The following is a 24,722-nucleotide window of genomic DNA, read 5'->3' on the forward strand; positions in this document are numbered from 1 at the left end:
AAGTAGTTCTAGGCGGGGATTTCCTCTGTCGAGGGGTTCGACTACAGTGTCCGCGGTCACACGCGGTCACCCCAAACGCATGATCCACACGAAAACGGACCAGACGACCGAGCAGTCGTCGGGACTGGTGTTCGACGAGAACACCCGCCATCACGTGCTCGCCGACGAGCGCCGGCGAACGGCGTGCAACGTTCTCGCCGAGTGCGAGCAATACGTCCAGCTCAGCGACCTGGCGCACGCGGTCGCCGGGAGCGAGGCGACCGACCGCGAACCCGCGTCCACGGGACGAGTTGGCGTGACCCTCCACCACGTCCACCTGCCGCTCCTGGACGACGTCGGCGCCGTCGACTACGAACCGAGCACCCACCGCGTGACGCCCAACGACGCGGCCCTCGACGAACTCGCCCACTGACACGGACGCCCACCCGCTGACGCCGAGTCGGTCGACCGCGCTCGGACGTATTTTCCGGACGGTTCGCACGACGAGCGGTCGCTTCCTACTGGTACTGTCGGCGAAAGAACGAGTGGTCGGGAGTGAGTGTTCGGGAGTCTCAGTTCGCGGCGATGATGTCGTCGATGCGGACGATCATCGTCGCAGCCTCGGTCGCGGCCGAAACGGCCTCCGCCTTCACCGCAGCGGGGTCGACGACGCCGTACTCGAGGGGGTCAGCGACCGTCGCGGACTCGCCGTCGACGACGACGCCGAGGACGTCGCCGTGCTCGTGGAACGCGCGGAGGTCGACGAGGACGTCGATCGGGTCCATGCCGGCGTTCTCCGCGAGCGTCCGCGGGAGCACCTCGACCGCGTCGGCGAACGCTTCGGCGGCGAGCTGCTGGCGGCCCGTGATGCGCGCGCTGGCGTCGCGGATCGCGTCCGCGATGGCGACCTCGGTCGCGCCCGCGCCGGGGACGACCGCACCGGTCTCCGCGGCGACCGCGACGACGTCGAGCGCGTCGTCGAGCGCACGTTCGAGTTCGTCGACGACGTGCTCGGTGCCGCCGCGGACGAACAGCGTCACGGCGTCGGCGGCCGCGCCGCCCTCGACGAACGCGAGCTCGTCGTCGCCGAACGTCCGAACGCTGATGCGGTCGACGTGCCCGAAGTCGTCGGCGTCGAGGTCGTCGATGCTGCCGAGACGCTTCGAGCCGGTGGCGCGAGCGACCGCTCGCGCGTCGTCGCTCGACAGCTTCTCGAACACGAGGACGCCCTCGTCCGCGAGGAGCGCCGCGACCTGGTCGTCGACGTCGTCCGTGCAGACGACGACGTCGATGCCGGCGTCGACGATGGTCTTCGCGACCGCGCGTCGCTCGGAGTCCTCCGCGTCCATGACCTTCTGGAGCGCCTCCGGCGAGTCGATGCGGTACTCGACGTCGCCGCTCGCCTCCTTCGCGTCGAGGTCGACGTCGAGGATGGCGACGGACGCGTCAGTGACCTCGCGAGGCATCTCGTCGTGCACGCGCTCCTCGTCGAGGACGATACCGGGGACGAGCTCGGTGTCGCTCGCGCTCCCGCCGACCTTCGTGAACACGTGGACGTCGTCTCGCTCGACTGCGTTCTCGTCGGTGGTGACGTGCCCGATGGCGTCGACGACGAGCGCCGCGAGCGCGTCCACGGTGATGCCACCGGTGCCCTTCCCGGTCATCGAGGACGTCGCGACCGCGCGAAGGAGGTCGTCGTCGACGTCGTCGTCGAGTTCGAGCGACTCGATGGTCTCGAGCGCGATGTCGGCGGCGGCGCGGTAGCCCTCGACGATCGCGGTCGGGTGAATGTCGTCGTCGAGGAGCGACTCGGCCTTCGCGAGGAGCTGGCCGCCGAGGACCGCCGCGGTGGTCGTCCCGTCACCGACCTCCTCCTCCTGGGCTTGCGCGAGGTCGACGAGCATCTCCGCCGCAGGGTGCTCGATGTCCATCTCCGAGAGGATGGTCGCGCCGTCGTTCGTGATGACGACGTTCCCCGAAGAGTCGACGAGGAGCTTGTCCATCCCGCGCGGCCCGAGCGTCGTGCGTACCGCTTCCGCGATGGCGCGACCGGCGGCGATGTTCGAGCCCTGCGCGTCGCTGCCGCGTGTTCGCGTGCTGTCCTCCGCGAGGATGAAGAGTGGCTGTCCGCCCGTGCTGCGTCGTGCGTAGGATGCCTGAGACATGTGTAATACTCACTACTTATTGGTTCGATGTCGTATATCTACTTTTCCCCAGAATCCCGACGCTTGCATGCGATTCGCACGCCAGCTTCGTGGCCGCACCGAGACCTGTCGCATCGCCAGGCCGTGGCCGGTAACGACTTACGGACGGCCGGGGAACTCCGGAGCAGATGCTGGAGTTGGAACACCGGTTCCGCGTGGTCGACGTCCACGCCACGCTCGCACCGGACCGAGACGACGGCGACCGCGCACGCGCCGTCGACCCGGACCGACTGGAACGCGAGATGCGTCAAGCCGGAATCGTCCGGACCGTCGTCTTCCCCGAGACGCGCAACGCGGACACCGACTACCTCACCGCGAACAACGGCGTCGCACGACGAAGCGTCGAACGACCGTTCGTCGCGTTCGCACGCCTCACCGGCCCCCGGGACCCCGGGACGGCCGCGACGAGTCGCCTGAAGAACCTCGCCGCGCGCCGCCGCGACCACCACACCGACCCCGAGACCGTCGAACAGTACGCGTACGACGACCGCTTCCACGGGTTCGTCCTCGACCCCGCGACCGACGGCCTCCCCGACGACGCCGTCCTCGACGCCCTCGAGGACGTCGACCTCCCCGTCATCGTCCAGGGCGGCAGCGACTTCCCACCGACGGACGTCGCCGACACCCTCCTCTCGCGGTCGTTCACCGTCGTCCTCGCCGGCTTCGGCGGATACCCGCTCCAGGCGGACCTGATGCACGACGCCATCTCCCTCCTGGACCGCTACGACGACTGCTACCTCGACACCAGCCACGTCCGGTTCCGCGACCCCCTCGAACGCGCGCTCATGGAGCACCCCGACCGCGTCCTGTTCGGGAGCGGCGTCCCCGACGCGCACCCGAACGTCGCCATCATGGAGGTGCTGACGCTCGACGTCAGCGAGGACAAGATGCGTCGCGCGTTCTCGAAGAACGCCACCAGGATCGTCCCGGAACTCGCGTCCGACGGCAGCTGAGCTCGCCAGCGACGCGACCCTCGGACGTCAGCGACGGACAGTCCCTCAGAGTTCGTAGCGAGTGACCGCGCGGTCCGCGCGCGAAGAGATACCGTTCGGGTTCCGCGAATCCGCGGGCATCCGCTTTCGCGCGGCGAGCCCGTCCTTCGTGCCGACGGCGATGCCCTCGAAGACGCCCTTCCCGTTCGCGAGCCACGCCGACGGCGTGCTCCCACCACCGAGGACGTCCCGGAGCGCGCGCGCACCATCGAACGCCGCGGTCTTCGCGGTATGCGCGAGCGCACCGGGATGGACGCCGTAGTTCTTCGCGAGCCGGTACGCGAGCGACCGGTACTTCGTCCCCCAGTCAGCCGGCTCGCGACCGCCGTCCGTCTGGAACTCACCGCGCACGCACACGTCGGCGTTCCACGCGACGTCGAAGTCGAGCGCCGCGATGCGATGCGAGACGTCCCGCGACCCACCCGTCTCCAGGTACTCGTCGAACCCGTCCACGGCGTCCAGCGCCTCGCGCGTGAACGCGCCGTTGTCGCCGTTGACGAACGTCACGTCCCGTCCTGCGACCGTCCACGTCTCCCGTGATTCCGTCGTCACGCCCGCGCGGACCGTGCGATGCGTCGGGCCCGTGACGACGTCCGCGCCCGCCTCGACGCTCTCCAGGATAGCGTCCGCCCAGCCGTCCTCAACCGCGAGGTCGTACCGCAGGAACGCGACGACGTCACCGCCTGCCGCCTGGACGCCCGCGTTCCGCGCGACGTTCAGGTTCCGCTCCGAGATCTCCACGAGGACGTCGACGTCGTCGCGGTCGCGGACCATCCCCGTCGTGCCGTCCGAGGACGGGCCGTTCACGACCACGACCTCGGCGTCCGGGGCGTCCGCCGCGAGCGCGTCGAGCGCTCGCACGAGTTGCTCCCGGCCGTTCAGCGTCGACACGACAACCGAGAGGTGCATAGCGCATCGAAGGACGGACTCGTATAAAAATCGTCTCCTCTCGACCAGACGACCACGAAACCCGAGAGAATCACCCCGCAAATACCCAGATTGTGAACTGAAACCCGATTCCCGGGCGTGATTTCAGAAGGGAAACGGCCAGAGAGTACGAGAGCGATGCACCGTAGACCGGGCATGTGGCGCTGGAGAACGGGCGCGTTCCGCTGGAGAGCAGTAGCCGAGGAGTCGGCTAGACGCGCGTGTCCCAGTACGAGACCGACGCGAGCCGGTCGAGCCCGGGGACGGACAGGAGCTTCGTGTCGAGCGACCGGAACGCGCTCGCGACGTCGTCCGGTATCTGCCGGTAGAAGCCGTAGGGGAACACGAAGTCGTGCTCGGCGTTCACGAGTTCGAGGTTCGACTTCTCCAGCAGCGAGTCGACCTCGTAGCGCGAGTAGAGCCGCGACCCCATCGGGAGCGCCCAGTTGTAGATCGAGCGCGTCGAGAACCGGTTGAACGTGTCGAAGAACACCTGGTCGTTCGAGACGCGCCGGAGCTCCGCGAGGAACGACTTCGGGGTGTCCGCGAGATGGAAGAACCGCATGGCGACGACGCTATCGAAGTGGTCGTCGGGGAACGGCAGACGCGCAGCGTCCCCGCGCATGAACTCGAGCGTGTCCGATACGCCCGCTGCCTGTGCCTTCTGACGGCCCTCCTCGAGCATCGCGGCGGAGATGTCCATGCCGACGATGTCCGCGCCACGTTCGGCGAGCATCACGGTGAAGCGGCCGGTCCCGCACGCGACCTCCAGCACGCGCTTGTCCTCGAGCGGACCGAGCGCGTCCAGTACCGCCTCCTTCTCGCGGCGGTCGATGAGGCGACCGCCTCGCGAGAAGCGCTTGTCGTCGTACTCCGCGGCCACGTCGTCGGCCTGGTACCACTCCTGTCCCTTCACTGTATCCCTCGGTAGGCCACTGCGGGGATAAAACGGTACTGAACTTTCGCCACGCACGTATTTGTGCCGCGGTACCGTACCGCACAGTATGGCGCACTGTAGACACTGCGACTCCGACGTCGACGTGGAAGCGCTCGTCCGCCACGAGCGAGACGGCCTCCTGCGCGTTCACTGCCCCGACTGCAACGGGATGCTCGGCGCGTACCGCGACCCGTCGACGCCGCGGTCGCGGTAAGCGAAGCCAGCCACGGAGCGCGGCCTCGACCGACAGGTCGTCACCCGCTGGTGACGACGCGGTCCGGCTCGATCCGGATGACGACCCGCGGCCCGCGCTCCTCGCCCTTGTGCGGGTACTCCTCGCGCTCGAAGTACCGCCGGGTGAGCGAGTCGATGTGCTCGTACGAGTCGTCGTCATCCACGGCGACGACCTCACCCCGCACGGACACGTACCGGTAGGGATCCTCGGGGTCGCTCACCTCGATACCGACCTTCGGGTCGCGCTCGACGTTCCGTTCCTTCTGACGGCCACGGGCGGTGTTCACGAGCACGTGCCCGCGTTCGTCGTCGTAATCCACCCAGACCGGCGTCACCTGGGGCGTCCCGTCCGGCATCAGCGTCGCGAAGTGCGCGAACGACTTGCGCTCGAACAGGTCGTGGAACTCGGGCGGGATCTCGGCCATGCTCGACGCCTCGCGCGCCGTCGACAAAAGCCGTCGCCCCCGGGCAACGCCGACCGGCTCGCGCCGCACCGAACGACGTCCTTCGCACGCGCCGAACCAACTCTTACTCCGAGCGACGAACCCACTTAAACACCCCTCCTTCCTTGGTAATAATACACCTTATATTGTTCGTACAGTTTGTATCCCACTGTAGCCAACCTTTAACACTGACCTTCGCTGTCACGGTGGTATGAGCATGAGTGCCGCGGACGACCGCTCGCAGAACGACGACGTACTCTCAGACGCCGAATACCGCGACCGCCTGCGCGAACTCCCCCCGAGCGCGAAGCTCGTCTCGAAGGTCCTCGAGAGCGACTCCCCGCTCTCCCAGGGCCAGCTCGCCGAGGAGTCGCTCCTCCCCGACCGCACCGTCCGGTACGCCCTCAACCGCCTCGAGGACGAGGACCTCGTGAACTCGCGGTACTCCTTCCAGGACGCCCGCAAGCAGGTCTACTACCTCAACGTCTAAGCGGATACCAAACACCCTCAGAGCGAAACCGACGCACCGACGACCGACCACAGCCACCCTCGCCGCCGACCACTCCCTCTCCACTCCGTTGACGTCGAGTGCCCGCTATCGATTCCGTCGACGTCGACCGCCAGCACTTATCAACGACCGCTCCTTGCGCACTCGCATGAAGGTCACGCGCGTTCCCGTCGAGGTCGCGACGCGAGCCCCGACCGGGTCGACGAACGCGTACGTCGTCGGCGAGGACCCAGCGGTCCTCGTCGACCCGGCAGCGCGCACCGACGCGCTCGACGACGCCGTCGCCGGGCGGGGCGTCGAGCACGTCGCCGTCACCCATACGCACCCCGACCACGTCGGCGCGGTCGCGCACTACGCGGACGCTCTGGATGCGACGACGCACGCTCGCTACGGCCGCACCGAACTCTTCGCGGCCGCGACCGGCGTCGACGCCGACGAGACGTTCCGCGAAGGCACCACGTTCGCGGGCGTGACCGTCCTGGACACGCCCGGGCACGCCGTCGACCACGTCGCGTTCGCGGCGGACGACGCGGTCCTCTGCGGTGACCTCGCGGTCGCCGCCGGGAGCGTCGTCGTCGGCCACCCCGAGGGCGACCTCCGCGCGTACCTCACCGCGCTCCGCCGCCTGCACGCGATGGCGCCCGACGTCCTCCATCCCGGGCACGGCCCGACCATCGAGAACCCGCGCGAGACGTGCGAGCGACTGCTCGCGCATCGCCTCGACCGCGAGCGCGCCGTGCTCGACGCCATCCGGAACGGCGCCGGCACCGTTCCCGCAATCACCGACGCCGCGTACGAGAAGGACGTCAGCGACGTCCGCGACCTCGCCGAAGCCACCGTGCACGCGCACGTCCAGAAGCTCGTCCACGAGGGCCGCGCCCGCTGGGAGGGCGGCCGCGTTCGACCCGGCACCTGACTGACGCCCACCACCAGTTCAAGTGAGATGCCGCGGCGAACGGCGGCGTGACGTGACGGTCGACCCGAGCGCGGACGAGACGGGAGCGCGGACCACCCGCTCGGGAGACCCCGATACCCCCCAGCGGTCCGCCTGTTCGCCAACGAATCCCGCAGTGGCCACCGTCGCGACCGCGACGACGAGCGGCTTTTGTTCGTGCGCGCCGTCGGCGACGACGTGGACTCCCTGGAGACCGAACTCGGCCGCGCTCGCGACCTCGACACCGCCGAGCTCGCCGACGCCATCGAGACCATCGGGTTCGAGTGCACGCGCTGTGGCGCGTGCTGCAAGAGCGAGGCCGACGACCCCCACACTGCGACCGTGTTCCCGGAGGAGGTCCGGACGCTCCAGGGGGTAAACGACGATGCAGACGCCGGTTCGGACGAGGCCTACGACTGGCGCGACGTCGCCCGCCCGATGCCGTACGGCCTGGAGGAGACACAGGACGGCACCGTCAGTGGCGAGACGTTCGAGTGGGCGCTCCAGACGGACGCCTGCGGCGACTGCACGTTCTACGAGGAGGACGCCGACGGGACCGGCGCGTGCACCGTCCACGAGGACCGACCGCTCATCTGCGAGACGTATCCCTTCAGCGTCGCGCTCGGCGGCACCTCCCAGCCGATGGGTGACGCCGTCGACGAAGCCGGGATGGTTCGCGCTCACGAATGCGAGGGCCTCGGTCGCGACATCGCGCGCGAGGACGCGGAAGCACTCGCTGCGGCACTCAAGGAGCGCGCCGTCCGCGAACTCGAGGAAGCGATCGGCGTCCGCGACAACTACGAGCCAGTCGACGCCGGCGACGGCGTCGTCGTCCACGACTCAGAGGGCGCGAAACGCGAGGACGGCACGCCACTCGACGACGAGACACCCGGCGAGGACACCTGAACGTCGACCGCAACGGAGCGTTCTCACGCACCCTCAAATGATGGGTGTCTTTTATTGTGGCGTGGCAGTGTACGTTCAGACGAGATGAGTCAGTCAGTCGAGTACCGGTTCGAGTGCCCGGAATGCGCCGAATCCATCGACGTCAACGAGTCGATGAAGGAGGCCATCCAGGCGCACGGCTGCGTCGTCTGCGGCACGCCCGCGCCCGACGGCGCGTTCCAGCCGTGACCACTCGAACCAACGCCCTCGTCCGAACACCCGCCGGTGGCCTCGTCACTCGGAGACGTTCCGTCGACCCGTGACCGAGTCCGGAACGAGCTTGTTCACCGTGAACTCGATGTCCTCCTTCGCTTGCTCCCACACCTCGAACTCCGGCGTCCGCGCCTTCCCGAGTCGTTCCACGTCCGTCGGCGTCAACTCGTCCTTCGGGATGCGGACGAGTTCACCAGACACGACGACGCTCTTGATGTCGATAGACCCGTCGTCGGCCGCGCGTTCCTCGTACACGACGAGCTGTGCGGGACACGGTTCGTCGACGTACTCGGCCTTCGTGCTGTCGTCGTCGTACCCGAGGCGCAGGTAGAACTCGCCGTCGTCGGTCGCGAACCCGTACGAGACCGGGAACGAGTACGGGACGTCACCGCGAGCGAGTGAGAGCACGCCAGTCCCGCCGTCGCCGAGGAACGCCTCGATCTCCGTCGTCGTCAGCGATACGCTACGTACGTCGGCCATCACGAGATACTCCGGACGTGGCGCACGTAAAACCCGTGGGGTTGCGGTGACCGCACTCGGTGGTCATTCGAGGATGGCGTCGAGGAGCTTGCTCTGTGCGGCGGCGAGGTGCTCGCTGAACGTCGACCGCGTGATGTCGAGTTCGGTCGCGACCTCGCCGGCGTTCGCGCCCTTCGGGTGCCGGAAGTATCCCATCCGGTGTGCGGTCTGGAGGACCTCGAGCTGGCGGTCGGTGAGGCGACCGCGGTCGACGAACACGAGGTTGTGCGCGCCGGCGTCGCCCGTCGACCGGAGGAGGCGTTTGACGTCGAGCGACGGGAACTGCTCGCGGAGGTCGCCGACGAGCGCCTGCAGGTCGGTCATGTCGGGGACGTGGAAGGTGACGTGGACGCCGTCGTCGCGGATGGCGACGTCGACGGTCGGGCAGTCGTGGGCTTCGACGACCTCGCACGGGCAGGCGACGTCGCGCTCCCGTTCGAACCGGTAGGTGGCGTGGTCGCCGTAGTCGAACACGAGCGTCGGGGTGACGTCCGCAGTGGCGCCGGTGTCGCCAGCGCGGGCGTCTGGCGGGCCGGTGGGTTTGTCCGCGCTGTCGGTGGTCTCGGCGTCGTCGCCGTCGACTGCCGGGGTGCCGCCGACGTCGATACCGACGGGGTCGGCGAGGAGGAACTCCTCGACGACGCGGTCGCCGTCGCCGGAGACCGCGCGGGTGACGTCCTCGGCCGTCGTGCCGGTCTCGTCGACGACGCGCGTCGCCGGACAGCCCGTGGGGCCGTCGACGCGTATCTCGGCGCGGATGCCGTCGCTCATGTCCGTGCCGTCTCGACGCATCCTCCTAATTCCTTCCCCGGTGGTATTTAAACCCCCATCGTTCTATGGGTGTCAAGACGAGAGGCGCCCGTCAGTATGTTGTAGTAAGAACGACCCCATGTCCGCACAGCGCGCTCCCGAACAGATTGGTATCGAGCAGACGACCGAAGTCGACACGGACGCCCTCCTCACGGCACTCCAGGACGAGGACTGTCGTGCCATCGTCGAGGCGGTCGAGGACGAGGCGCTCTCGGCGAGCGAACTCGCGGAGGAATGCGACCTCCCGACGTCGACGACGTACCGCAAACTCGACACGCTCACGGACGCCGCGTTGCTCGACGAACGCCTCCGGCTGTCGTCGTCGGGCTCGCACGAACGCGAGTACGTCGCGGGCCACGTCGACCTCACCATCTCCGTCGGCTCCGGCGCGACCGTCGACGTGGAGGCGGAGACGAACGCCGCGGACCAGCTCCGCGCACACTCGATGGCGGACTGACCACCGCCGTTCCGCACGCTCAACCAGTCCTCTGCGACGGACCGCCGCCGGGGCGTGACCTCTAGATTCCTTTGCCCATGAGGTGACTGCGGAGGACGTCAGCCTCCTTGTTCCCGGTGCCGGTGTTGACGATGACGACGGTGTCGTCCTCGTCGAACGCGTCGTCCTCGGCGAGCGCCCACGCGCCCGACGCGGCGGCGGCGCACGTCGGCGCCATCTCGAGGCCTTCGTTCTGCGCGACGGAGATGGCGGCGTCGAGTATCTCGTCGTCGCTCGTCGCGACCGCGCGCCCACCGGACTCGCGGACGGCATCGAGGACGAGGTGGCTCGCGCCCGGGTCCGGGATCTCGATGCCGCCACAGATGGTGTCCGGGACGTCCCACGGTTCGTGGCGGTCCTTGCCCTCCTCGAACGCCTTCACGATGGGCGCACAGCCGTCGGCTTGCGCGACGTGGAACGCAGGTTCGTCGTCGACGAGGTCGAGGTCGCGGAACTCGCGGGCGGCCTTGTGCATGCCGACGAGTCCGACGCCACCGCCCGTCGGGTAGACGACGTGGTCGGGCGCCTCGAAGTCGAGTTGCTCGGCGACCTCGCAGTACATCGTCTTCTTGCCCTCGTGGCGGTACGGCGTGACGAACGTCTTCACGCTATACCAGTCGTCGTGCTCGTCCATCGCCTCGGCGTACGCCTCACCGGCGTCCGTGATGCGGCCGCCGACGACGGTCATGTCGCCGCCGTGGACGTTCACCATCGCCTTGTTCGTGAACCCGGAGCGCGCGGGGAGGAAGACGTGCGACTCCAGGCCGGCCCGGCCCGCGTACGCGCTCGCGGCCTGTCCGGCGTTCCCGGCCGACGCGAGCGCGACGTCGGTTGCATCGTGCTGGACGGCCGCTGTCACCGCGGGCGACTGCCCGCGGTCCTTGAACGTCCCCGTCGGATTCCGGCCCTCGTCCTTGATGTACACCGACTCGACGCCGAGTTCGTCCGCGAGGCTCGGACACTCGACGAGCGGCGTCGCACCCTCGTCCATCGACACCGCCGCGGCTCGGGTGAACGGGAGCAGTTCCTCGTAGCGCCACATCGAGTCGAACGGGCGCTCGCGGAGGTCCTCGCGCGTCAGGTCGACGGCGTCGTAGTCGTACGCCGGGTCGAGGATGCCGTCGCACTCCGGGCAGCGATGCGTCGCGGTCTCGGCGTCGAAGCGGTCGCCGCAGTCGACGCACTCCAGGCCGACGAAGGCGTCCGTCGTGTCCATACGCGAGCGTTCGAACGGCCCCGACTAATCCCTGTCCATCGCGGGCCCCGCCCGTGCGAGACGAGTCCCTGTGCATCGCCCCGGCCGCGACGCCAACCATCGACGCGTCACTTCCCCTGGTCGTTATGCCGCCGACGGTCCAACGGCTCGGTATGGACGACGCAGACGTGGTCGTGGTCGGGAGCGGACTGGCCGGACTGGTCGCCGCGCGGCGGCTCGCGGCACGCGGCGCGGACGTCACCGTGTTCGAGCGCGAGCACGACGTCGGCGGGCGGGTTCGCTCCCGTCGCGAGGACGGGTACACGTTCGACCGTGGCTTCCAGGTGCTGTTCACGGCGTACCCCGCGGTCCGTCGGGAGCTGGACCTGGACGCGCTCGACCTCCGGGACTTCCGGCCGGGCGCCATCATCGCTCGCGACGGCCAGCGGTCGGTGCTCGCGGACCCGTTCGGGGACCCCGAAGCCATCGTCGAGTCCGCGCTGAACCGCGAGGTGACGCTCGGGGACAAGGTCCGGACGCTCGCGCTCCGCCGGGACCTCTCGGGCGCGGACCCGGCGACGCTCATCGCGGACGGCGACCGGACGACCCGCGAGTACCTCCGCGACCGCGGGTTCAGCGACCGGTTCGTCGAGCACTTCGCCGCGCCGTTCTACGGCGGTATCACGCTCGACCGGTCGCTGTCGACGAGCTGTGGCGTGTTCGAGTACACGTTCGCGATGCTCTCGCGCGGCCGGACCGTCGTCCCCGCCGACGGGATGGGCGCCATCACCGCCCAGCTCGCCGAGCGCGCCGAGTCCGCGGGCGTGGACGTGGTTCGCGACACGCCGGTCGAGTCCGTGGACGGTCGTCGGGACGGTGCGAGCGTCTCCGTCGACGGGGAGACCGTGAGCGCGGACGCGGTCGTCGTCGCGACCGACCCGGTCGCGGCGCACGCACTGACGGACGTTCACGTCCCGACGGAGGGGAAGGCGTGCGTGACGCTGTGGTTCGCCGCTCCGGACGGCCTCGACCTGGGGACGAAGGGCCGCATCCTCCTGAACGCCGACGACGACCGCCCGAATCAGGTCGTTCACCACACCGAGGTGGCGCCCGAGTACGCGCCCGACGGCGCGGACGTCCTCTCGGCGACGTTCCTCGGCGAGCAGGACGCGAGCGACGACGCGCTCGCCGACGAGGTCCGGTCGACGCTCTCGTCGTGGTATCCGGAACGGCACGTCGAGGGACTGGAGTGCCGGCACGTCGACCGCATCTCGTTCGCGCAGTTCGCGCAACCGCCGGGGTTCCAGGCCGACCTCCCGGGCGTCCGCGACCCGGACGGCCGCGTCTACCTCGCCGGCGACTACACGCGCTGGTCGAGCATCCAGGGCGCCCTGGAGAGCGGGCGCGTCGCCGCGGAGGCCGTGGCCGCCGACACCTGACTGGGCCGCCCGAGCGTCCGATATCGGCTTCTCAGAGGTACGCGCGGAGCGCTCGGAGCGGCGGGAACCACAGCGCCTCGTCGGTGTCGGCGTCGTAGACGACCGGCCGCAACGCGTTCGCGTTCGTGACGAGTGGCGACGAGAAGTCGTCGGTCCACATCCCGTTCACCTCGACGCCTGCGGCGAGTTCCGTGAAACTGGGGAGCATCAGGACGTCGCTCCCGCGGTACGTCCCCGGCCCGTAGAGGTACGTCGGACGACGCTGCCCTTCGATGTCGATCGTCGGATGGTCGTGTCCGACGACGAAGAGCGAGGCGTCGGTCGTGGACGCGTCCCCGGCATCGGATCCGGCGGCCTCGCCGGGTGGTTCGTGGCCGTGACAGACGACGACGTCGTCGAACCGGAAGCACGCCGGCGTGGGCGCATCGAGAACGCCGGGGAGTTGCGGGTCGTGATTCCCCGGGGTCGCGACGAGGTCCGCGCCCGCAGCGGCGACGACGTCGACGAGTTCGTCGAGCGTCTCCCGGACGACCGCGGGAACGTACTCGAAGCGATGGAGGACGTCGCCCGCGAACACCACGGTCTCGGGCGCGAACGCGTCGAGGAGCGCGACGAGACGGTCCCGGAGGTGCGCTCGCTCCCCGACCGGGAAGTCGACGTCGCTCGCGTCCGCTCGCCCGACGTGGAGGTCCGCGAGCACGAGCACGTCGCTCCGCGAGAAGAACACGGCACGGTCACGGAACGCGACGTCGTCGCGGCCGGTCGACGCGGACGACTCGCTCGCGGTCATCGACCGGCGAACGCACCCGGCGCGACCGCGACGGTCATTCCCCGCCGTCGGCGCGCACCGCCGGGTCCTCGACGTCGAGCGCGCTCTCCAGGTCGTACTCGCTCCCGGTCGCGACGAACAGGACCTCCTCGAGGACGCCCAGCATCTCCGGGAGCTCCCGGACGACGATCCACGTGATGCCGACGAGCGCGAACACCGACCCGGTCTGCGAGAGGACGTTGTGCGCGAACCAGAACGACGCGTGCGTCGCCTCCACGCCCGCCAGCGCCGCCAGGTCCACGACGGGGTCCTGGAGGAACCAGCCCTTCCCAGCAGCGATGGCGACGAACACGTTCCGAACCCAGTTCAGCACCCAGATGATGCCGACGGCGAGCGCGAACGACTTCAGTTTCCGCCGAATCGGCGCCTCGACCGCGGCGATGAGACCCGCGAAGATCGCGATCGAGCCGATGCCCGTGCAGGCGTACACGATGTACGTCGCGAACTCACTGAACACGAACATGTTGTGGTAGCCGAACTCGGGACCGGTCGTGTACTCGGGATTGTACCCGAGCAACTGGATGCCCCAGTACGTCTGGTCGGCGACGAGCTCGATGAGGAACTCCCGGACCGCAGGTATCGCCTGCGTCGGATAGTAGATGACGCCCATCAGGAGCACCGCTCGCGACAGCGTGTACAGTCCCTCGCGGCCGTTCCACAGGAGATAGCCCGTGTAGAGGCACGCCGGCACGGCGACGATGGCGAGCACGCCCTCGATCGCCGACGCTTTCGTGAACAGGAAGTGCGGCGCGACGACGCCCCAGAACGCCGCGAACAACGCCCACGCACCGGCGTACGCGTACCGGGCGACGCCACGGCGTCGAGCCACGTCGAGGACGGCACCGACGAGGAACGCGGCGAGGACGAGCCACCCGAGGAGGTCAGAGCCGACGGTGACACCACCGACGCTGACGGACTCGACGGACAGCGGAATCGACATACACGAATCGAGGTCGCGTCGGCATATAGACCTGTTGCCCTCGTGTCGAGGGTGCTCACGACCGCGTTTCGAACGCGCTCGCGACCGCCACAGCATGCAGTCGGCCGTCGCTGGCCTACCGAGCGCGCAGTCCGCCGTCGTCGACCTACCGGGCGCGCGACCGCGTCGTCGGCGTCCTCTCCCCGTCGACGTCGGCTTCGACGTCCGGGTCGGCGTGCGCCTTCGCGGTCGCGTACGCCTCTCGGACGCGCGTGAACGCGTCCTCGGTCCCACCGTGGTCCGGGTGCGCCTCCTTCACGCGGTCGCGGTACGCCGACCGAACCGCGTCCACGTCCGCCGACGGCGACAACCCGAGCGCGTCGAACGCCTCCCGGACGACGGCTTCCGGGTCGGCGTCCTCGTCGTACCACTCCACGACCGGGACGTCGAACGGCAACCGGCCACCGAGGTGATGCCCGTGCATCTCGTGCTCGCACAGCACCGTCGCCGTCCCCGTCGCCTGCAGTCGGAAGTACGCCTTCGCGTCGAACGTCACCGCGACGTCGCGCTCGGGCAGATAGAACGCGACCGACTCGCCCTCGAGCTCGTGGTCCTCCAGGAACGACTCCTCGATAGCGTCGAGGTACTCTCGGATCTCGACGCGGCGACGCCCCTCGCTCGAGACCGACGCCCCAGACCCGTGATCCGCGCGTCCGGCGTCGTCGAACAACCACTCCGCGACCGCGAACGTGCACGCTGCGACGACCGTGAACGCACCCGCGAGCGACGCGCCAGCCACCACCCACGGCGGCAGACCCGTCACCCACTCGAAGAGTTCGACCCCGTACACGACTGTTCGGCTGACGATAGGGGACGCGCGCACAAATGTGCCACGCCGACACGCGTCAACCCCACGACACCCCTCGGACGACCACACCCGCACGCCACCGTCCACGCGACACCGTCAGCGCCACATCCCACGATTTTTGACCCCACGCACGTCAACGAACACGACATGAAGGTCCCGAGACGCCACCTCCTCCGCACCGCCGGCGCCAGCGCGCTCGCCGGCACCACCGCACTCGCCGGCTGCCAGACGCTCACCGAGACACCACACCTCCTCGTCGTCGAGAACGAGACCGACACCACGCACACCGTCACCGTCGTCGTCCGCCGCGCGACCGACGGCACCACCAGCGAGCCACGCACCGAGACCACGGGCACGAGCTCGCGCTTCGTCGTCGACTTCACGTACGACGTCCCCGCCGGCGGCCGACAGGAAGGCCCTGGCGTCCTCCCGACGGGCGACACCTACGAGGTCGTCGCCAGCACGCCCGACCTCGGCACCGGTCGCACCACGTACACCGACCGCGAGAGCGTCCGCATCACGCTCGCCGACGACACCATCACCGCCGAGACGTTCAACCCCAGCTGAATCGACGGCGACGGCGACGACCACCGCTGGCGCTACCAGCGCCACGCTCGACAGAAAACCCGGTCGTGAACGGCCAGCCCTACCCGATGTACCGGAGGTCGTCGTCAGTGACCTGCGGCGACTGCTGTTGCTCCATCTGCTGGATCTTCTCGATGACGTCCTCCATCTCGTCCGCGCGCTCCTCCAGGGACTCGTACTCGATCTCGATCTCGAACAGCTCGACGAGCACCTCCAGAACCGCACGCGCGCTCTTCGGGTCGACGAGATACCCGGACGTCTCGCCCATCAGGCACGCCGCGTCCATCCCGCGGCGGCCACCGAGCCCGAGCACGAGCCCGGACACGCCGACGATACCACCCGCGGGTTCGTCCTCCCGGAACTCCACGCCGACGTCCTCCAGGGCCTCGACGCGCGCCTCGCTCGACGCCGCACCGAGCACGTCGTACTCCTCGATGAGCTCGCCCGTCGGCACCCCACCGAGCGCGTACGCCGACTCGCACCCGAACTCAGCGGCGATGTCGAGGAACGCGTCCGCCATCCGATAATGGCCCTCGTTACTCTGGGCCTGATGGTCGCCCGTCAGAATCAGGAGGTCGCGACCGTCGGTCTCGACCGCGTGGAACTCCGCGTGCGTCAACTCCGCCACGCCGTCGTCGCCGACGTCCACCTGCGGCGGCAGGTCGTTCGAGTACACGCGACGCACGAGCGTCGACTCCAACTCCTCCAGCAGGTGCTCGGCAGCGAGTTTCCCAACGTGCCCAACACCAGGCAGTCCTTCGAGGAACACCGGGTCGTCGAGTTCGACGTCCGCGACCACCTCGATGTCGAGTGCATCCATACGCGCTACTCGCGGGCGCGTCGCTTAAGTTTGCGTCGGTACTCGCCCCAGCGGTCCTCGGGCGAGAACGGCGCCGGCGCCGAGTTCACCGCGTCCGCGCCGCACTCCGGGCACGTCTCGGCGAACGTGTACACCGGTCGGTCGTGCGCGGACGTCCACGCCGAACAGACGCGGATGTCCGAGTGCATCTACTCGTCGTCGGTGTGGCGCTCGCGGTGATAGTCGCCCTCGCCACCGACCGCCTCGATCGCCTCGCGAGCGCGCGCCGCACTCGCCTCCAGTTCGGATTCGGCGGTCTTGTAGTTCGGCGCCTGCACCTTGATGCGGTACTCGGGCGCGCCGACGTACGTCACCGACAGGTCGACCTCGTCGGGGACCTCGTCGTCGCCCTCGCCCGCCTGCATCGCCTCCTTCACGTCGTCCACGCCGTCCGGGTTCGGCGACTCCAGGTCGACGTAGCCCGTGACGTTCACGTACGGCACGGAGACGTTCTCGCGCGCCGTCTCCACGAGCGACGTGATCTCGTCGTCGTCGAGGTCGGTCTTCTCGAGCGCGCTCTCGCCGTGGATCGCCGCCTCCTCGAAGCCGTCGTACAGACTCCCGAACTGGCCGAGGAGTTCGTTCGCCACGCTCGCGTACTGCTCGTCGCTCACGTCCTCGCCGAACGCGAGCAGCATCCAGTTGTCCGCCTTCCGCTCGTTCTTCCAGTCCTGGATCTTGTCCGACCGCTGGTGGTCGTTGACGTCCTTCAGCGACAGGTCGATCTGCTGTGAGGACTCGTCCACGTCGAGGACCTTGCAGACGACGGTCTGACCGACGTTCACGTGGTCGCGGACGTTCTTGATCCAACCGCTCGCGACCTCGCTGATGTGGATGAGCCCGCGCTTGTCCTCGTACTCCTCGAGGTCGACGAAGACGCCGAAGTCCTCGATCTCGTCGATCTTGCCGACGACGAGCTCGCCGTTCTCGGGCCACCCGCTGTACTTCATCGTGCCTCTACGACGCCCGTGACCTCGCCCTCGAGGTCGGCTTTGCCGCCGGTCGGGTGGGCGAGCGTGTGCCCACAGACGGCGCAAGCGACCTCGCTCGAGGCCTTCTCGAAGACGGTCTGTTCGCTCTCACAATCCGGACACGTGACGGTGATGAAACTTCCTGCCATAGATTTACTCCTGGAACTCGAGGCGGCCCGTACGCCATCCTTCGCGGAGGTGGGCCTTCCCGCAGTCGCTGCAGCGGTACTTGAGGTCGGTCTTCTTCGTCGGCTTCTCGCCGGACGGCACCTTCGAGAACTTCCCGGAGTTACCGATCGAGGAGATCGCGCGCTTGCGCTGTCGGCCCTGGACCTTCGTCATGCCTGTGGGGCGACCGCCACGGACCTTCTCCACTTCGTGCTCGTGGTGCTCGTTGCAGTGCGGACAGTACGTGTTGAACCGGCGTGGCATCTTCATGGATATCTACCTTGACGTGGGTTTGTTCGCGGGCGCTTAAAACCGGTACGGTTCACGGCGAACGCGGGTCTGCGTGGAATCCGCTGGATGACGCGTTCTCGGCGGGGTGTGTCGGCGTCGCGGTCGCTGACGGTCAGTTCCCGTCGTCGATGTCGATGGTGCGCCCACCGTCTGCTTCGGCGGTGGCGTCCTGGCTGGCGTCCGTTACGGCGTTCGAGTCGTCGGTATCGGGGTCAGTGGCGTCGGCGCCGACGTCGGTGGTGTCGTTGGCGTCGGTCGCGTTGGCGCCGTTGGGGGTATCGCTCTCGGCGTCGTCGGCCCGGAAGATGCTATCGGGGGTGCGCGCCTCCGAGCCGGTTCCGACGAACGCTTCGCCGACCTGTTCGCGCCACCGGTCGATCTTGTCGATGTCGTCGGACAGGTCGCTGGCGAACGCGGCGACCTCCGTCATCGACTCCTCGCACGTGCGTTCGAGCGTCTCGACGGTCGTCCTGACGGTCGCGAGGTCGTCGTCGACGGTGTCGACGCGGCCGTCGACGCTCGCGATGCGCGCGTCGAGCCGTTCGGTGCGTTCGTCCGCTCGCGACAGGTGCGTGTCGACGGTGTCGAGGCGTTCGACGACGGTGTCGAGGCGGCCGGCGAGCGTGCCCATGCGGTCCTCGACCGATTCGAGGCGCGCGCCGACGTCGGCGTGGCCGCCGCTGGCGTCGTCGAGCGTGGCTTCGAGCGCGTCCACGTCGTCGCTGGCGGCGTCGACGTCTCGACGGAGGCCGTCGACGAGTTCGGTCGCCGTCCCGTGTTCGTCGATGATGGCTTCGAGGCCGTCGGCGTACGCCGCGAAGTCCTCGAGTCGCGCGCGGAGCTGGGCGAGCCGGAGGTCGTCGCTCCGGGCGAACGCGGGCCCGAACGCCTCCTGGAGCGCCGCCGTCTGGTCGTCGGAGAGGGCGTCGGCTTCGACGTCCGCGACGAGGGCGTCCACGAGCGCGCCGTCCGGGAGCGCGTCCGCGATCGTTCGTTCGTCCATCGCCGCGACGACCGCGTCCGGGTCGAGCGCGGCCGCGATCGCTCGTTCGTCCATCGCCTCGACGACAGCCTCTGGGTCGAGTGCGGCCGCGACAGCGCCCGGGTCGATGGCGTCCGCGACCGCGGTGGCGTCGACCGCGCTCGCGACCGCTGCCTGGGACGCTCCCGCGCTTGCCCCGTCGGTCGGCTCGTCGGTCGGTTCGTCGCGGCCGACGGGGTCGACCATGTCTATCTCGGGCGCGTCGATGACGGACTCGACCGTCTTCGGGTCGTCGCAGCGCACGACGTACCCGGTCGTCACCTCCTCGCCCGCGGCGACGATATCGACGAGCGCGACGCGAGCGCGGTCGCCGTCGAGCAACCAGTCGCCGCCTCCGCCGGCGTCGAGGTCGAGCGCGTCCAGCGGGAACGACGCGGCGAGCGACTCCTCGACGCGGATGGCGGCGTCGTCGTCGCGCGTGCTCGTGATGCGATAGTGCACTCGCATGTGGTTGTCGCCCGGCTCGATACCCTTGTCGACGCGGACCCCGTCCGTCTGCGTCGTCGTCGTGTTACTGAGACTGCCTGTGGTTGCCATTGACGCCCCTCTCTACGTTCCTATCACACCCGAACCACCATTAATTTCACGCCTATAATTTTGGAAGCTTAGTCTGGTCCGTCGATGCGTAGCGGGCGTGCCCCGCAGCGGTTCGACACGCTTAATGGCCGCGTATCCGAAGCGCGAGCCATGAAGCGACTCATCATCGACGGGGACCCCGGCGTTCGGAAGGACGCGACCATCGCCTACGACGACGAGGAGTCGATACACGTCTTCAACGTGAACCGACAGGGCGACTGGCACGGCCCCGAGCGCGTCCAGCTCTGGTGTACCGTCGGCACCGAGGACGAGCTCGAGACGTTCCAGACACGCGACTACATCCCGCACCACCTGGAGGTCGACCGCGTCGAGGCCGAAGCGGTCGAAGTGCTCTCCGAGAAGAACAAACTCAACGTCTGACGTCGACTCCTCCCCGTCTCGCCGTACTACCCGAGTAGCGACGCGACCACGGGTCGAGTAACCGCGACGGACGCGTTCGTGGACGCGTCCGCGTCGGACGCCGTCTCGTCGTCGACGAGCGCGCCCCGGTCGACGGCGTACACGACGACGTCGCCCCAGCGCTGCACGCGCTCGATGCCGGGGTCGGCGGCGAGGTCCGCGACGTCGTACCGCGAGCGCTCGTTCGGCCCGACGTAGACGTACGCGACGTCGTACTCGCGGAGGACGGTCGCGCGCTCGCTCGCGTCGCCGGTCTCGTAGAGCGTCTCGACGGCGGCGACGCGCGCGTCCCACTCCGCTTGCGTGTGGTAGTTTGCAGCGTGCGCCCACCCCGCGATGGTCGGGAGTCCGGTATGGCTGGAGACGCCGCTGACGAGCCCCGACGCGGGATCGTTCGACCCGTAGAGGTACCGTCCGGTCGTCGGCGCCTCCACCACGACCGGCCGACCCTCGCGGTCGTTCAGCCACTCGATAGCGGCCGCCTGGTTCGGATAGCACTCCTCGCTCCAGTCCTTCGCGTCGAGCGTCCACTCTCCTTGCCCGGTCTCGCCGCTGCGCGAACACACCCAGTGCTGGCTCGGGTTCGCCTCGAAGTGCCCGACGAGCGCGAACCCGCCGTACAGCGACAGCGAGACGAGCAGGACGACCGCGCCGACCGTCGACCCGACGCGCAGCACGCGCCCCCAGTCGACGCCACCGCCGGCACGGCCGCCGTCCGTCTCCGGGTCACCGTCGGCGTCGATGCCACCGTCCGCGCTCGCCGAGCGCGCGCTCGCCGTCGGCGCTCGCGCGAGCGTCGGGCTGACGAGCCAGCGCGGCCACGCTCGCGACGCGACGTCCGCGAGCATCACGCCACCGGCGACGCCCCACATCACCCACACCTGCCAGTAGAGCTTGAACACGGTGTTCAGGCGACCGGGGCCGGCGCGTTCGGCGACGTACACGAACTCGACGAGCGTCACGAGTCCGGTCGCGCCGAGCACGAGCACGACCTCGAACCCGACGTCCCGACGGAGCCGGAGGAGCACCATCCCGACGAGGAGGACGGGGACGACGGCGACGAGCACGGTCGCGTCGAGCACCCACGCGACGCCGGCGAGGGTCGCGACCGCGACGGCAAGACCGACGGCGGCGCGTCGTTCGGGGCGGTCGTCGTCGAGCAGGGCCGCTGCGAGCGCGAACAGCGCCGCGCCGCCGGCGGCGACGAACGCGACCATCGACCCGTGGTACGCCGCGAACGCGGCGAGCGCGAGCACGCCGAGCGCGACGAACGCGCGGTCGCGGAACGACGTCTCGAGCGCGAACGCGCCGAGGACGCCCGCGATGGCGACGACGACGAGGTTCGCGCCCACCCAGCCGACGACGAGGTTCGCGACCGCGAGCGTCGCCAAGATCGCGACGAGCAGTCCCGTCTCGAGGGCGTCGCGGTCGACCCGGGACCGGTCGAGGAAGTACGCGACCGTCACGAGGAGGAACGCGCCGTGCACGAGCACGAGGCCGACGAGCGACGACCGGTCCGGGAGGAGCGCGGGGTACTGGCCGCTCGTCGCCCCCGAGAAGAACGGGAGCGCGAACGCGACCGAGAGCGCGCCGACGACGCCCGCGAGCACCACGGCGACCACGAGACGAGACACCTCCTCGTGGACGCGGGACGCGTCCGCGACCGCTCGCACGCGGTCCGCAACTGGTGCCGGAAGCACGGACGCGGGATGGGTCGCCGCGAACGCCGTGGTGAGCGCGACGATGCCCGCGACCGACGGGAAACTCCACGTGTTCACGACCGCGAGCAACCCGCCGAGTGCGGGGGCGGCCGCGAACAGGTACGCGCGCTTCCGCCAGACCGCGTCGGCGGGCGCCTGCCAGTACGCGAACGCGAACGCCGCCGCGACGAGCAGGAGCGGCGGACTCATCATGTGCGCGTGCAGGTCGCCGTTCAGGTACGCGAACAACGGGAACTCGTTTATCGTCCACGGGATGACGCGGCTCGCCGCCCAGTACCCGAACGCGTCAGCGGACACCGCCAGGCCCGAGAACTGGTAGCCGAAGATCTCGACGAACCGGCCGCCGCTCTCGGGCGTGACCACCTGCACGGTGTCGTTCGGGACGACGAGGAAGAGCACGCGTAGCGGCGCCAGGAGGACGTCCACGGGACCGCTGAACGTGATGGGTTGCTGGAGGTGCTGAACGAGGAGGATGAGGCCGCGTGCGGGCGTCGACAGGTTGCTCGCGACGCCGACGAGGAACGCGCCGAGGACGCCCGCGCGCCGCGGTGAGATACCGCGCGCCAAAGCGACCGACCGCCCGAGCCCGTACGCCGCGGCGACCGTGAGCCCGTAGTACGCCGCCAGCGCGAGGTTGTACGCGTACGCGGGCGCAGTTCCCGTGAGTCGCCCGAGCTGTGCGGCGATCATGTGCCCGCCGTAGTAGTACTGGAGGCGGTCGCCCGCGAACCACATGTCCTCCGGCGGGAGCGCCGGCGCCCGGTAGAGCGTCGCGAGCAACCCGAAGTCCAGCATCTTCTCGCCCGCGTACGGGTCCGCGGCCGCGTCCGCCGCGCGGACGGCGACGACGAGCGCGAACCCGACGACGAACACGACGAACGCCTCCACGGCCGGGCCGCGCTCGGGGACGTGTCCGCGGGAGAGCGCGTACGCGGAGCCGGCGAGGACGACGAGGAGGGCGACGACGATACCGGGCCACCCGAACGCGACCTGGCCGACCCAGTAGCTCGCGACGCCGAGGACGGCGATCGCGACCGGGAGCCCGAGCCCGCTCCCGCGGTCCGGGAGCGGCGAGAGGAGCAGCGTCGCGAACGGCGTGGCGGCGGCGGCCAGGGCGGCGAGGACCGCCAGCCAGACGAGGACCAGCGTGTACTCCATCTATCACCACGTAGGCGAGCGCGGTGGCTAAACCCTTTCTGCTCGCGATACCGACCACGCGCCGAGCGTTCGCCGGTTCGAACTTCGGCCATCGGTCGTCGACCGAACTCTGTCGCGAAGCGAACGATTTTACACCACGCGGGGACCGACGTAGGGTAGATGTCGCAGTCCCTCGGCGTCGTCCTGCCAGCGTACGACCCCGCGGTCGACACGCTCGCCGCGTACGTCGACGCCCTCCACGACGCGCTCGACCCGGACGTCGTCCGTATCGAGCTGGACGCGCCCGACGACGCGACGCTCGCCGGTCTCGAGGACGTGGACGCGACCGTCAACGCGGTGGACGCACGCCGCGGGAAGGGCGCCGCCATCACGGCCGGGTTCGAGGCGCTCGTCGACCACGTGGACGTGCTCGCGTTCGCCGACGCGGACGGAGCGACGCCGGCGCACTCCATCGCGGACGTCGTCGACGCCGTCAGCAACGACGACGTCACGCTCGCCGTCGGGTCGCGTCGCCACCCGGACGCCGACGTTCGAAGCCACCAGACGTTCGCGCGCCGATACCTCGGCGACGGGTTCGCGTTCCTCGCCCGCTCGCTCCTCGGCATCGACCTCTACGACTTCCAGTGCGGCGCGAAAGCCATCACGGTCGACGGCTGGCGGACGGTGCGCCCGCACCTCTACGAACCGGGGTTCGCGTGGGACGTCGAACTGCTCGCGGTCGCCGCCGCACACTCGCTGCCCATCCGCGAGATTCCAGTGACGTGGGAGGACCAACCCGAGTCGACGGTGTCGCCGGTGTCGACCGCGTACGAACTCGGCCGCTGCCTGCTGCGGAGCCGACACCGCATGAAGGAACTCGGCGGCAGTAGCGTGCACGCAGCGATAGCCGACCGCCGGTCCGGCCGGAGCGCGCTCGTCGACCGACCCCACGGCGACGTCGAGGAACCGTGACGGGCGACGAGGACACTCGGACGACCGATGCGTCCGCGAGCGACGGTGGAACGACCGGCGCCGCGACACGTTCCACGTCGAACGCGGGCGTCCTCGGTCGGTTCCGCGCGCTCGTCTCCGGCGTCCGCTTCGCGGAGTTCGCGTCCGTCGGTGCGGTCGGCGCGGTACTCGACACGACGCTCCTGCTCGTCCTCACCGGCCCGTTCGGGGTCGCGACGTGGCTCGCGAAGCTCACGTCCGCCGAAGCAGCGATCCTCCTGATGTTCGCAGTGAACGAACGCTGGACGTTCGCCGACGAGGGCGACCCAGACCGGTGGCCGCGCCGCCTCCTGAAATCGAACCTCGTCCGCGTCGGCGGCGTCCTCGTCGCAACCGGCGTCGTCACCGGCCTCGACACCTACGTCGACGTCTCCATCCCCGTCCTCGGGTTCGACCTCTGGCTCGTGTTCGCGAACGGCGCCGGCATCGCCGCCGGCCTGCTCGTGAACTACGTCGCCGAGAGCCTCTTCACCTGGCGCGTCCACGAGTGACTAATTGCCATACGGCGTTGCAATCACAACCCTTAACTAGCGGAGCGCGGTACGTGATG

The 24,722-nt window shown here is 69.3% G+C and carries 30 protein-coding genes; 13 read left to right on the forward strand and 17 right to left on the reverse strand.

From position 1 onward, the window contains the following. Window positions 1–79 precede the first annotated feature (79 nt). Window positions 80–412: a DUF7344 domain-containing protein gene (locus tag VYJ16_RS01785; RefSeq protein WP_336348610.1), complete on the forward strand. Its 333-nt coding sequence runs from the start codon at window positions 80–82 to the stop codon at window positions 410–412. 139 nt (window positions 413–551) lie between these two features. Here the strand turns inward: VYJ16_RS01785 and thsA are convergent, their stop codons facing one another. Continuing rightward, window positions 552–2,144 carry a thermosome subunit alpha gene (thsA, locus tag VYJ16_RS01790; protein WP_336348611.1) on the reverse strand — a complete coding sequence of 531 codons (1,593 nt, stop codon included), beginning with the start codon at window positions 2,142–2,144 and terminating at the stop codon, window positions 552–554. A 167-nt stretch (window positions 2,145–2,311) separates the two neighbouring features. Here thsA and VYJ16_RS01795 point away from each other — a divergent pair, with 167 nt between their 5' ends. After that, the gene (locus tag VYJ16_RS01795; RefSeq protein ID WP_336348612.1) at window positions 2,312–3,136 is read left to right on the forward strand and encodes an amidohydrolase family protein; all 825 of its coding nucleotides are present in this window, start codon (window positions 2,312–2,314) and stop codon (window positions 3,134–3,136) included. Window positions 3,137–3,181: 45 nt separating this feature from the next. Here the strand turns inward: VYJ16_RS01795 and VYJ16_RS01800 are convergent, their stop codons facing one another. Beyond that, window positions 3,182–4,084: a glycosyltransferase family 2 protein gene (locus tag VYJ16_RS01800; protein WP_336348613.1), complete on the reverse strand. Its 903-nt coding sequence runs from the start codon at window positions 4,082–4,084 to the stop codon at window positions 3,182–3,184. 229 nt (window positions 4,085–4,313) lie between these two features. Next, window positions 4,314–5,018, reverse strand: coding sequence for a class I SAM-dependent methyltransferase (locus tag VYJ16_RS01805; protein ID WP_336348614.1), 705 nt, complete (start codon window positions 5,016–5,018; stop codon window positions 4,314–4,316). 88 nt (window positions 5,019–5,106) lie between these two features. On the opposite strand from VYJ16_RS01805, the gene VYJ16_RS01810 reads away from it, so the two are divergent. Next, entirely contained in the window at window positions 5,107–5,253 is a 147-nt protein-coding gene (locus VYJ16_RS01810) for a hypothetical protein (RefSeq protein ID WP_336348615.1), read from the forward strand. Window positions 5,254–5,293: 40 nt separating this feature from the next. Here the strand turns inward: VYJ16_RS01810 and VYJ16_RS01815 are convergent, their stop codons facing one another. Then, on the reverse strand, window positions 5,294–5,698 hold the full coding sequence (locus VYJ16_RS01815; RefSeq protein WP_336348616.1) for a PPOX class F420-dependent oxidoreductase: 405 nt from the start codon (window positions 5,696–5,698) through the stop codon (window positions 5,294–5,296). Between the two features lie 229 nt (window positions 5,699–5,927). Between VYJ16_RS01815 and VYJ16_RS01820 the strand changes: the two genes are divergently transcribed. The 4 genes from VYJ16_RS01820 (at window position 5,928) to VYJ16_RS01835 (ending at window position 8,292) form a co-directional block, all read left to right on the forward strand. Next, window positions 5,928–6,206, forward strand: coding sequence for a helix-turn-helix domain-containing protein (locus tag VYJ16_RS01820; RefSeq protein WP_379761780.1), 279 nt, complete (start codon window positions 5,928–5,930; stop codon window positions 6,204–6,206). A 166-nt stretch (window positions 6,207–6,372) separates the two neighbouring features. Further along, window positions 6,373–7,140 (forward strand): MBL fold metallo-hydrolase, encoded by a 768-nt coding sequence (locus tag VYJ16_RS01825; RefSeq protein WP_336348617.1) that lies wholly within the window; start codon window positions 6,373–6,375, stop codon window positions 7,138–7,140. A 216-nt stretch (window positions 7,141–7,356) separates the two neighbouring features. After that, window positions 7,357–8,064 (forward strand): YkgJ family cysteine cluster protein, encoded by a 708-nt coding sequence (locus VYJ16_RS01830; protein ID WP_336348618.1) that lies wholly within the window; start codon window positions 7,357–7,359, stop codon window positions 8,062–8,064. A gap of 84 nt (window positions 8,065–8,148) precedes the next feature. Continuing rightward, on the forward strand, window positions 8,149–8,292 hold the full coding sequence (locus tag VYJ16_RS01835; RefSeq protein WP_227131716.1) for a DUF7560 family zinc ribbon protein: 144 nt from the start codon (window positions 8,149–8,151) through the stop codon (window positions 8,290–8,292). 45 nt (window positions 8,293–8,337) lie between these two features. Here VYJ16_RS01835 and VYJ16_RS01840 read toward each other — a convergent pair whose 3' ends face one another. After that, window positions 8,338–8,796: a pyridoxamine 5'-phosphate oxidase family protein gene (locus tag VYJ16_RS01840; RefSeq protein ID WP_336348619.1), complete on the reverse strand. Its 459-nt coding sequence runs from the start codon at window positions 8,794–8,796 to the stop codon at window positions 8,338–8,340. 63 nt (window positions 8,797–8,859) lie between these two features. Next, complete coding sequence (locus VYJ16_RS01845) at window positions 8,860–9,606, reverse strand: helix-turn-helix domain-containing protein (RefSeq protein ID WP_379761977.1); 747 nt, start codon at window positions 9,604–9,606, stop codon at window positions 8,860–8,862. Window positions 9,607–9,724: 118 nt separating this feature from the next. Here VYJ16_RS01845 and VYJ16_RS01850 point away from each other — a divergent pair, with 118 nt between their 5' ends. After that, a complete protein-coding gene (locus VYJ16_RS01850; protein WP_336348621.1) occupies window positions 9,725–10,102 on the forward strand; it encodes a helix-turn-helix domain-containing protein in 378 nt (125 codons plus the stop codon). Window positions 10,103–10,163: 61 nt separating this feature from the next. Here the strand turns inward: VYJ16_RS01850 and VYJ16_RS01855 are convergent, their stop codons facing one another. Then, complete coding sequence (locus VYJ16_RS01855; RefSeq protein ID WP_336348622.1) at window positions 10,164–11,357, reverse strand: threonine synthase; 1,194 nt, start codon at window positions 11,355–11,357, stop codon at window positions 10,164–10,166. Between the two features lie 152 nt (window positions 11,358–11,509). On the opposite strand from VYJ16_RS01855, the gene VYJ16_RS01860 reads away from it, so the two are divergent. Next, window positions 11,510–12,775 (forward strand): NAD(P)/FAD-dependent oxidoreductase, encoded by a 1,266-nt coding sequence (locus VYJ16_RS01860; protein ID WP_336348623.1) that lies wholly within the window; start codon window positions 11,510–11,512, stop codon window positions 12,773–12,775. Between the two features lie 31 nt (window positions 12,776–12,806). Here the strand turns inward: VYJ16_RS01860 and VYJ16_RS01865 are convergent, their stop codons facing one another. The 3 genes from VYJ16_RS01865 to VYJ16_RS01875 all read right to left on the reverse strand — a co-directional run bounded on the left by VYJ16_RS01865 (window position 12,807) and on the right by VYJ16_RS01875 (window position 15,373). Beyond that, window positions 12,807–13,565, reverse strand: a complete 759-nt coding sequence (locus tag VYJ16_RS01865) for a metallophosphoesterase (RefSeq protein ID WP_336348624.1) — start codon at window positions 13,563–13,565, stop codon at window positions 12,807–12,809. Between the two features lie 34 nt (window positions 13,566–13,599). Beyond that, complete coding sequence (gene artA / locus VYJ16_RS01870; protein ID WP_336348625.1) at window positions 13,600–14,544, reverse strand: archaeosortase A; 945 nt, start codon at window positions 14,542–14,544, stop codon at window positions 13,600–13,602. Between the two features lie 145 nt (window positions 14,545–14,689). Next, complete coding sequence (locus VYJ16_RS01875) at window positions 14,690–15,373, reverse strand: J domain-containing protein (RefSeq protein WP_336348626.1); 684 nt, start codon at window positions 15,371–15,373, stop codon at window positions 14,690–14,692. 165 nt (window positions 15,374–15,538) lie between these two features. Here VYJ16_RS01875 and VYJ16_RS01880 point away from each other — a divergent pair, with 165 nt between their 5' ends. Then, a complete protein-coding gene (locus VYJ16_RS01880; RefSeq protein WP_336348627.1) occupies window positions 15,539–15,958 on the forward strand; it encodes a hypothetical protein in 420 nt (139 codons plus the stop codon). 79 nt (window positions 15,959–16,037) lie between these two features. Here the strand turns inward: VYJ16_RS01880 and VYJ16_RS01885 are convergent, their stop codons facing one another. The 6 genes from VYJ16_RS01885 to VYJ16_RS01910 all read right to left on the reverse strand — a co-directional run bounded on the left by VYJ16_RS01885 (window position 16,038) and on the right by VYJ16_RS01910 (window position 19,844). Then, a complete protein-coding gene (locus VYJ16_RS01885) occupies window positions 16,038–16,796 on the reverse strand; it encodes a proteasome assembly chaperone family protein (protein WP_336348628.1) in 759 nt (252 codons plus the stop codon). Between the two features lie 5 nt (window positions 16,797–16,801). Then, window positions 16,802–16,984 carry an RNA-protein complex protein Nop10 gene (locus VYJ16_RS01890; RefSeq protein WP_336348629.1) on the reverse strand — a complete coding sequence of 61 codons (183 nt, stop codon included), beginning with the start codon at window positions 16,982–16,984 and terminating at the stop codon, window positions 16,802–16,804. Then, window positions 16,985–17,785, reverse strand: coding sequence for a translation initiation factor IF-2 subunit alpha (locus VYJ16_RS01895; RefSeq protein ID WP_336348630.1), 801 nt, complete (start codon window positions 17,783–17,785; stop codon window positions 16,985–16,987). Then, window positions 17,782–17,955 (reverse strand): 30S ribosomal protein S27e, encoded by a 174-nt coding sequence (locus VYJ16_RS01900; protein ID WP_227131738.1) that lies wholly within the window; start codon window positions 17,953–17,955, stop codon window positions 17,782–17,784. The genes VYJ16_RS01895 and VYJ16_RS01900 overlap by 4 nt, the downstream gene beginning before the upstream one ends. Before the next feature lie 4 nt (window positions 17,956–17,959). Further along, window positions 17,960–18,244: a 50S ribosomal protein L44e gene (locus tag VYJ16_RS01905; protein WP_227131739.1), complete on the reverse strand. Its 285-nt coding sequence runs from the start codon at window positions 18,242–18,244 to the stop codon at window positions 17,960–17,962. 133 nt (window positions 18,245–18,377) lie between these two features. Next, entirely contained in the window at window positions 18,378–19,844 is a 1,467-nt protein-coding gene (locus VYJ16_RS01910; RefSeq protein ID WP_336348631.1) for a hypothetical protein, read from the reverse strand. A 150-nt stretch (window positions 19,845–19,994) separates the two neighbouring features. Between VYJ16_RS01910 and VYJ16_RS01915 the strand changes: the two genes are divergently transcribed. Continuing rightward, the gene (locus tag VYJ16_RS01915) at window positions 19,995–20,264 is read left to right on the forward strand and encodes an HAH_0734 family protein (protein WP_336348632.1); all 270 of its coding nucleotides are present in this window, start codon (window positions 19,995–19,997) and stop codon (window positions 20,262–20,264) included. Window positions 20,265–20,290: 26 nt separating this feature from the next. Here the strand turns inward: VYJ16_RS01915 and VYJ16_RS01920 are convergent, their stop codons facing one another. Further along, complete coding sequence (locus tag VYJ16_RS01920) at window positions 20,291–23,182, reverse strand: DUF2298 domain-containing protein (RefSeq protein WP_336348633.1); 2,892 nt, start codon at window positions 23,180–23,182, stop codon at window positions 20,291–20,293. 159 nt (window positions 23,183–23,341) lie between these two features. Between VYJ16_RS01920 and VYJ16_RS01925 the strand changes: the two genes are divergently transcribed. After that, the gene (locus VYJ16_RS01925) at window positions 23,342–24,133 is read left to right on the forward strand and encodes a glycosyltransferase (protein ID WP_336348634.1); all 792 of its coding nucleotides are present in this window, start codon (window positions 23,342–23,344) and stop codon (window positions 24,131–24,133) included. Then, window positions 24,130–24,663 carry a GtrA family protein gene (locus VYJ16_RS01930; protein WP_336348635.1) on the forward strand — a complete coding sequence of 178 codons (534 nt, stop codon included), beginning with the start codon at window positions 24,130–24,132 and terminating at the stop codon, window positions 24,661–24,663. The genes VYJ16_RS01925 and VYJ16_RS01930 overlap by 4 nt, the downstream gene beginning before the upstream one ends. Window positions 24,664–24,722 lie beyond the last annotated feature (59 nt).

It is taken from the genome of Halorubellus litoreus (assembly GCF_037081675.1).
Lineage (GTDB): Archaea > Halobacteriota > Halobacteria > Halobacteriales > Natrialbaceae > Halorubellus > Halorubellus litoreus.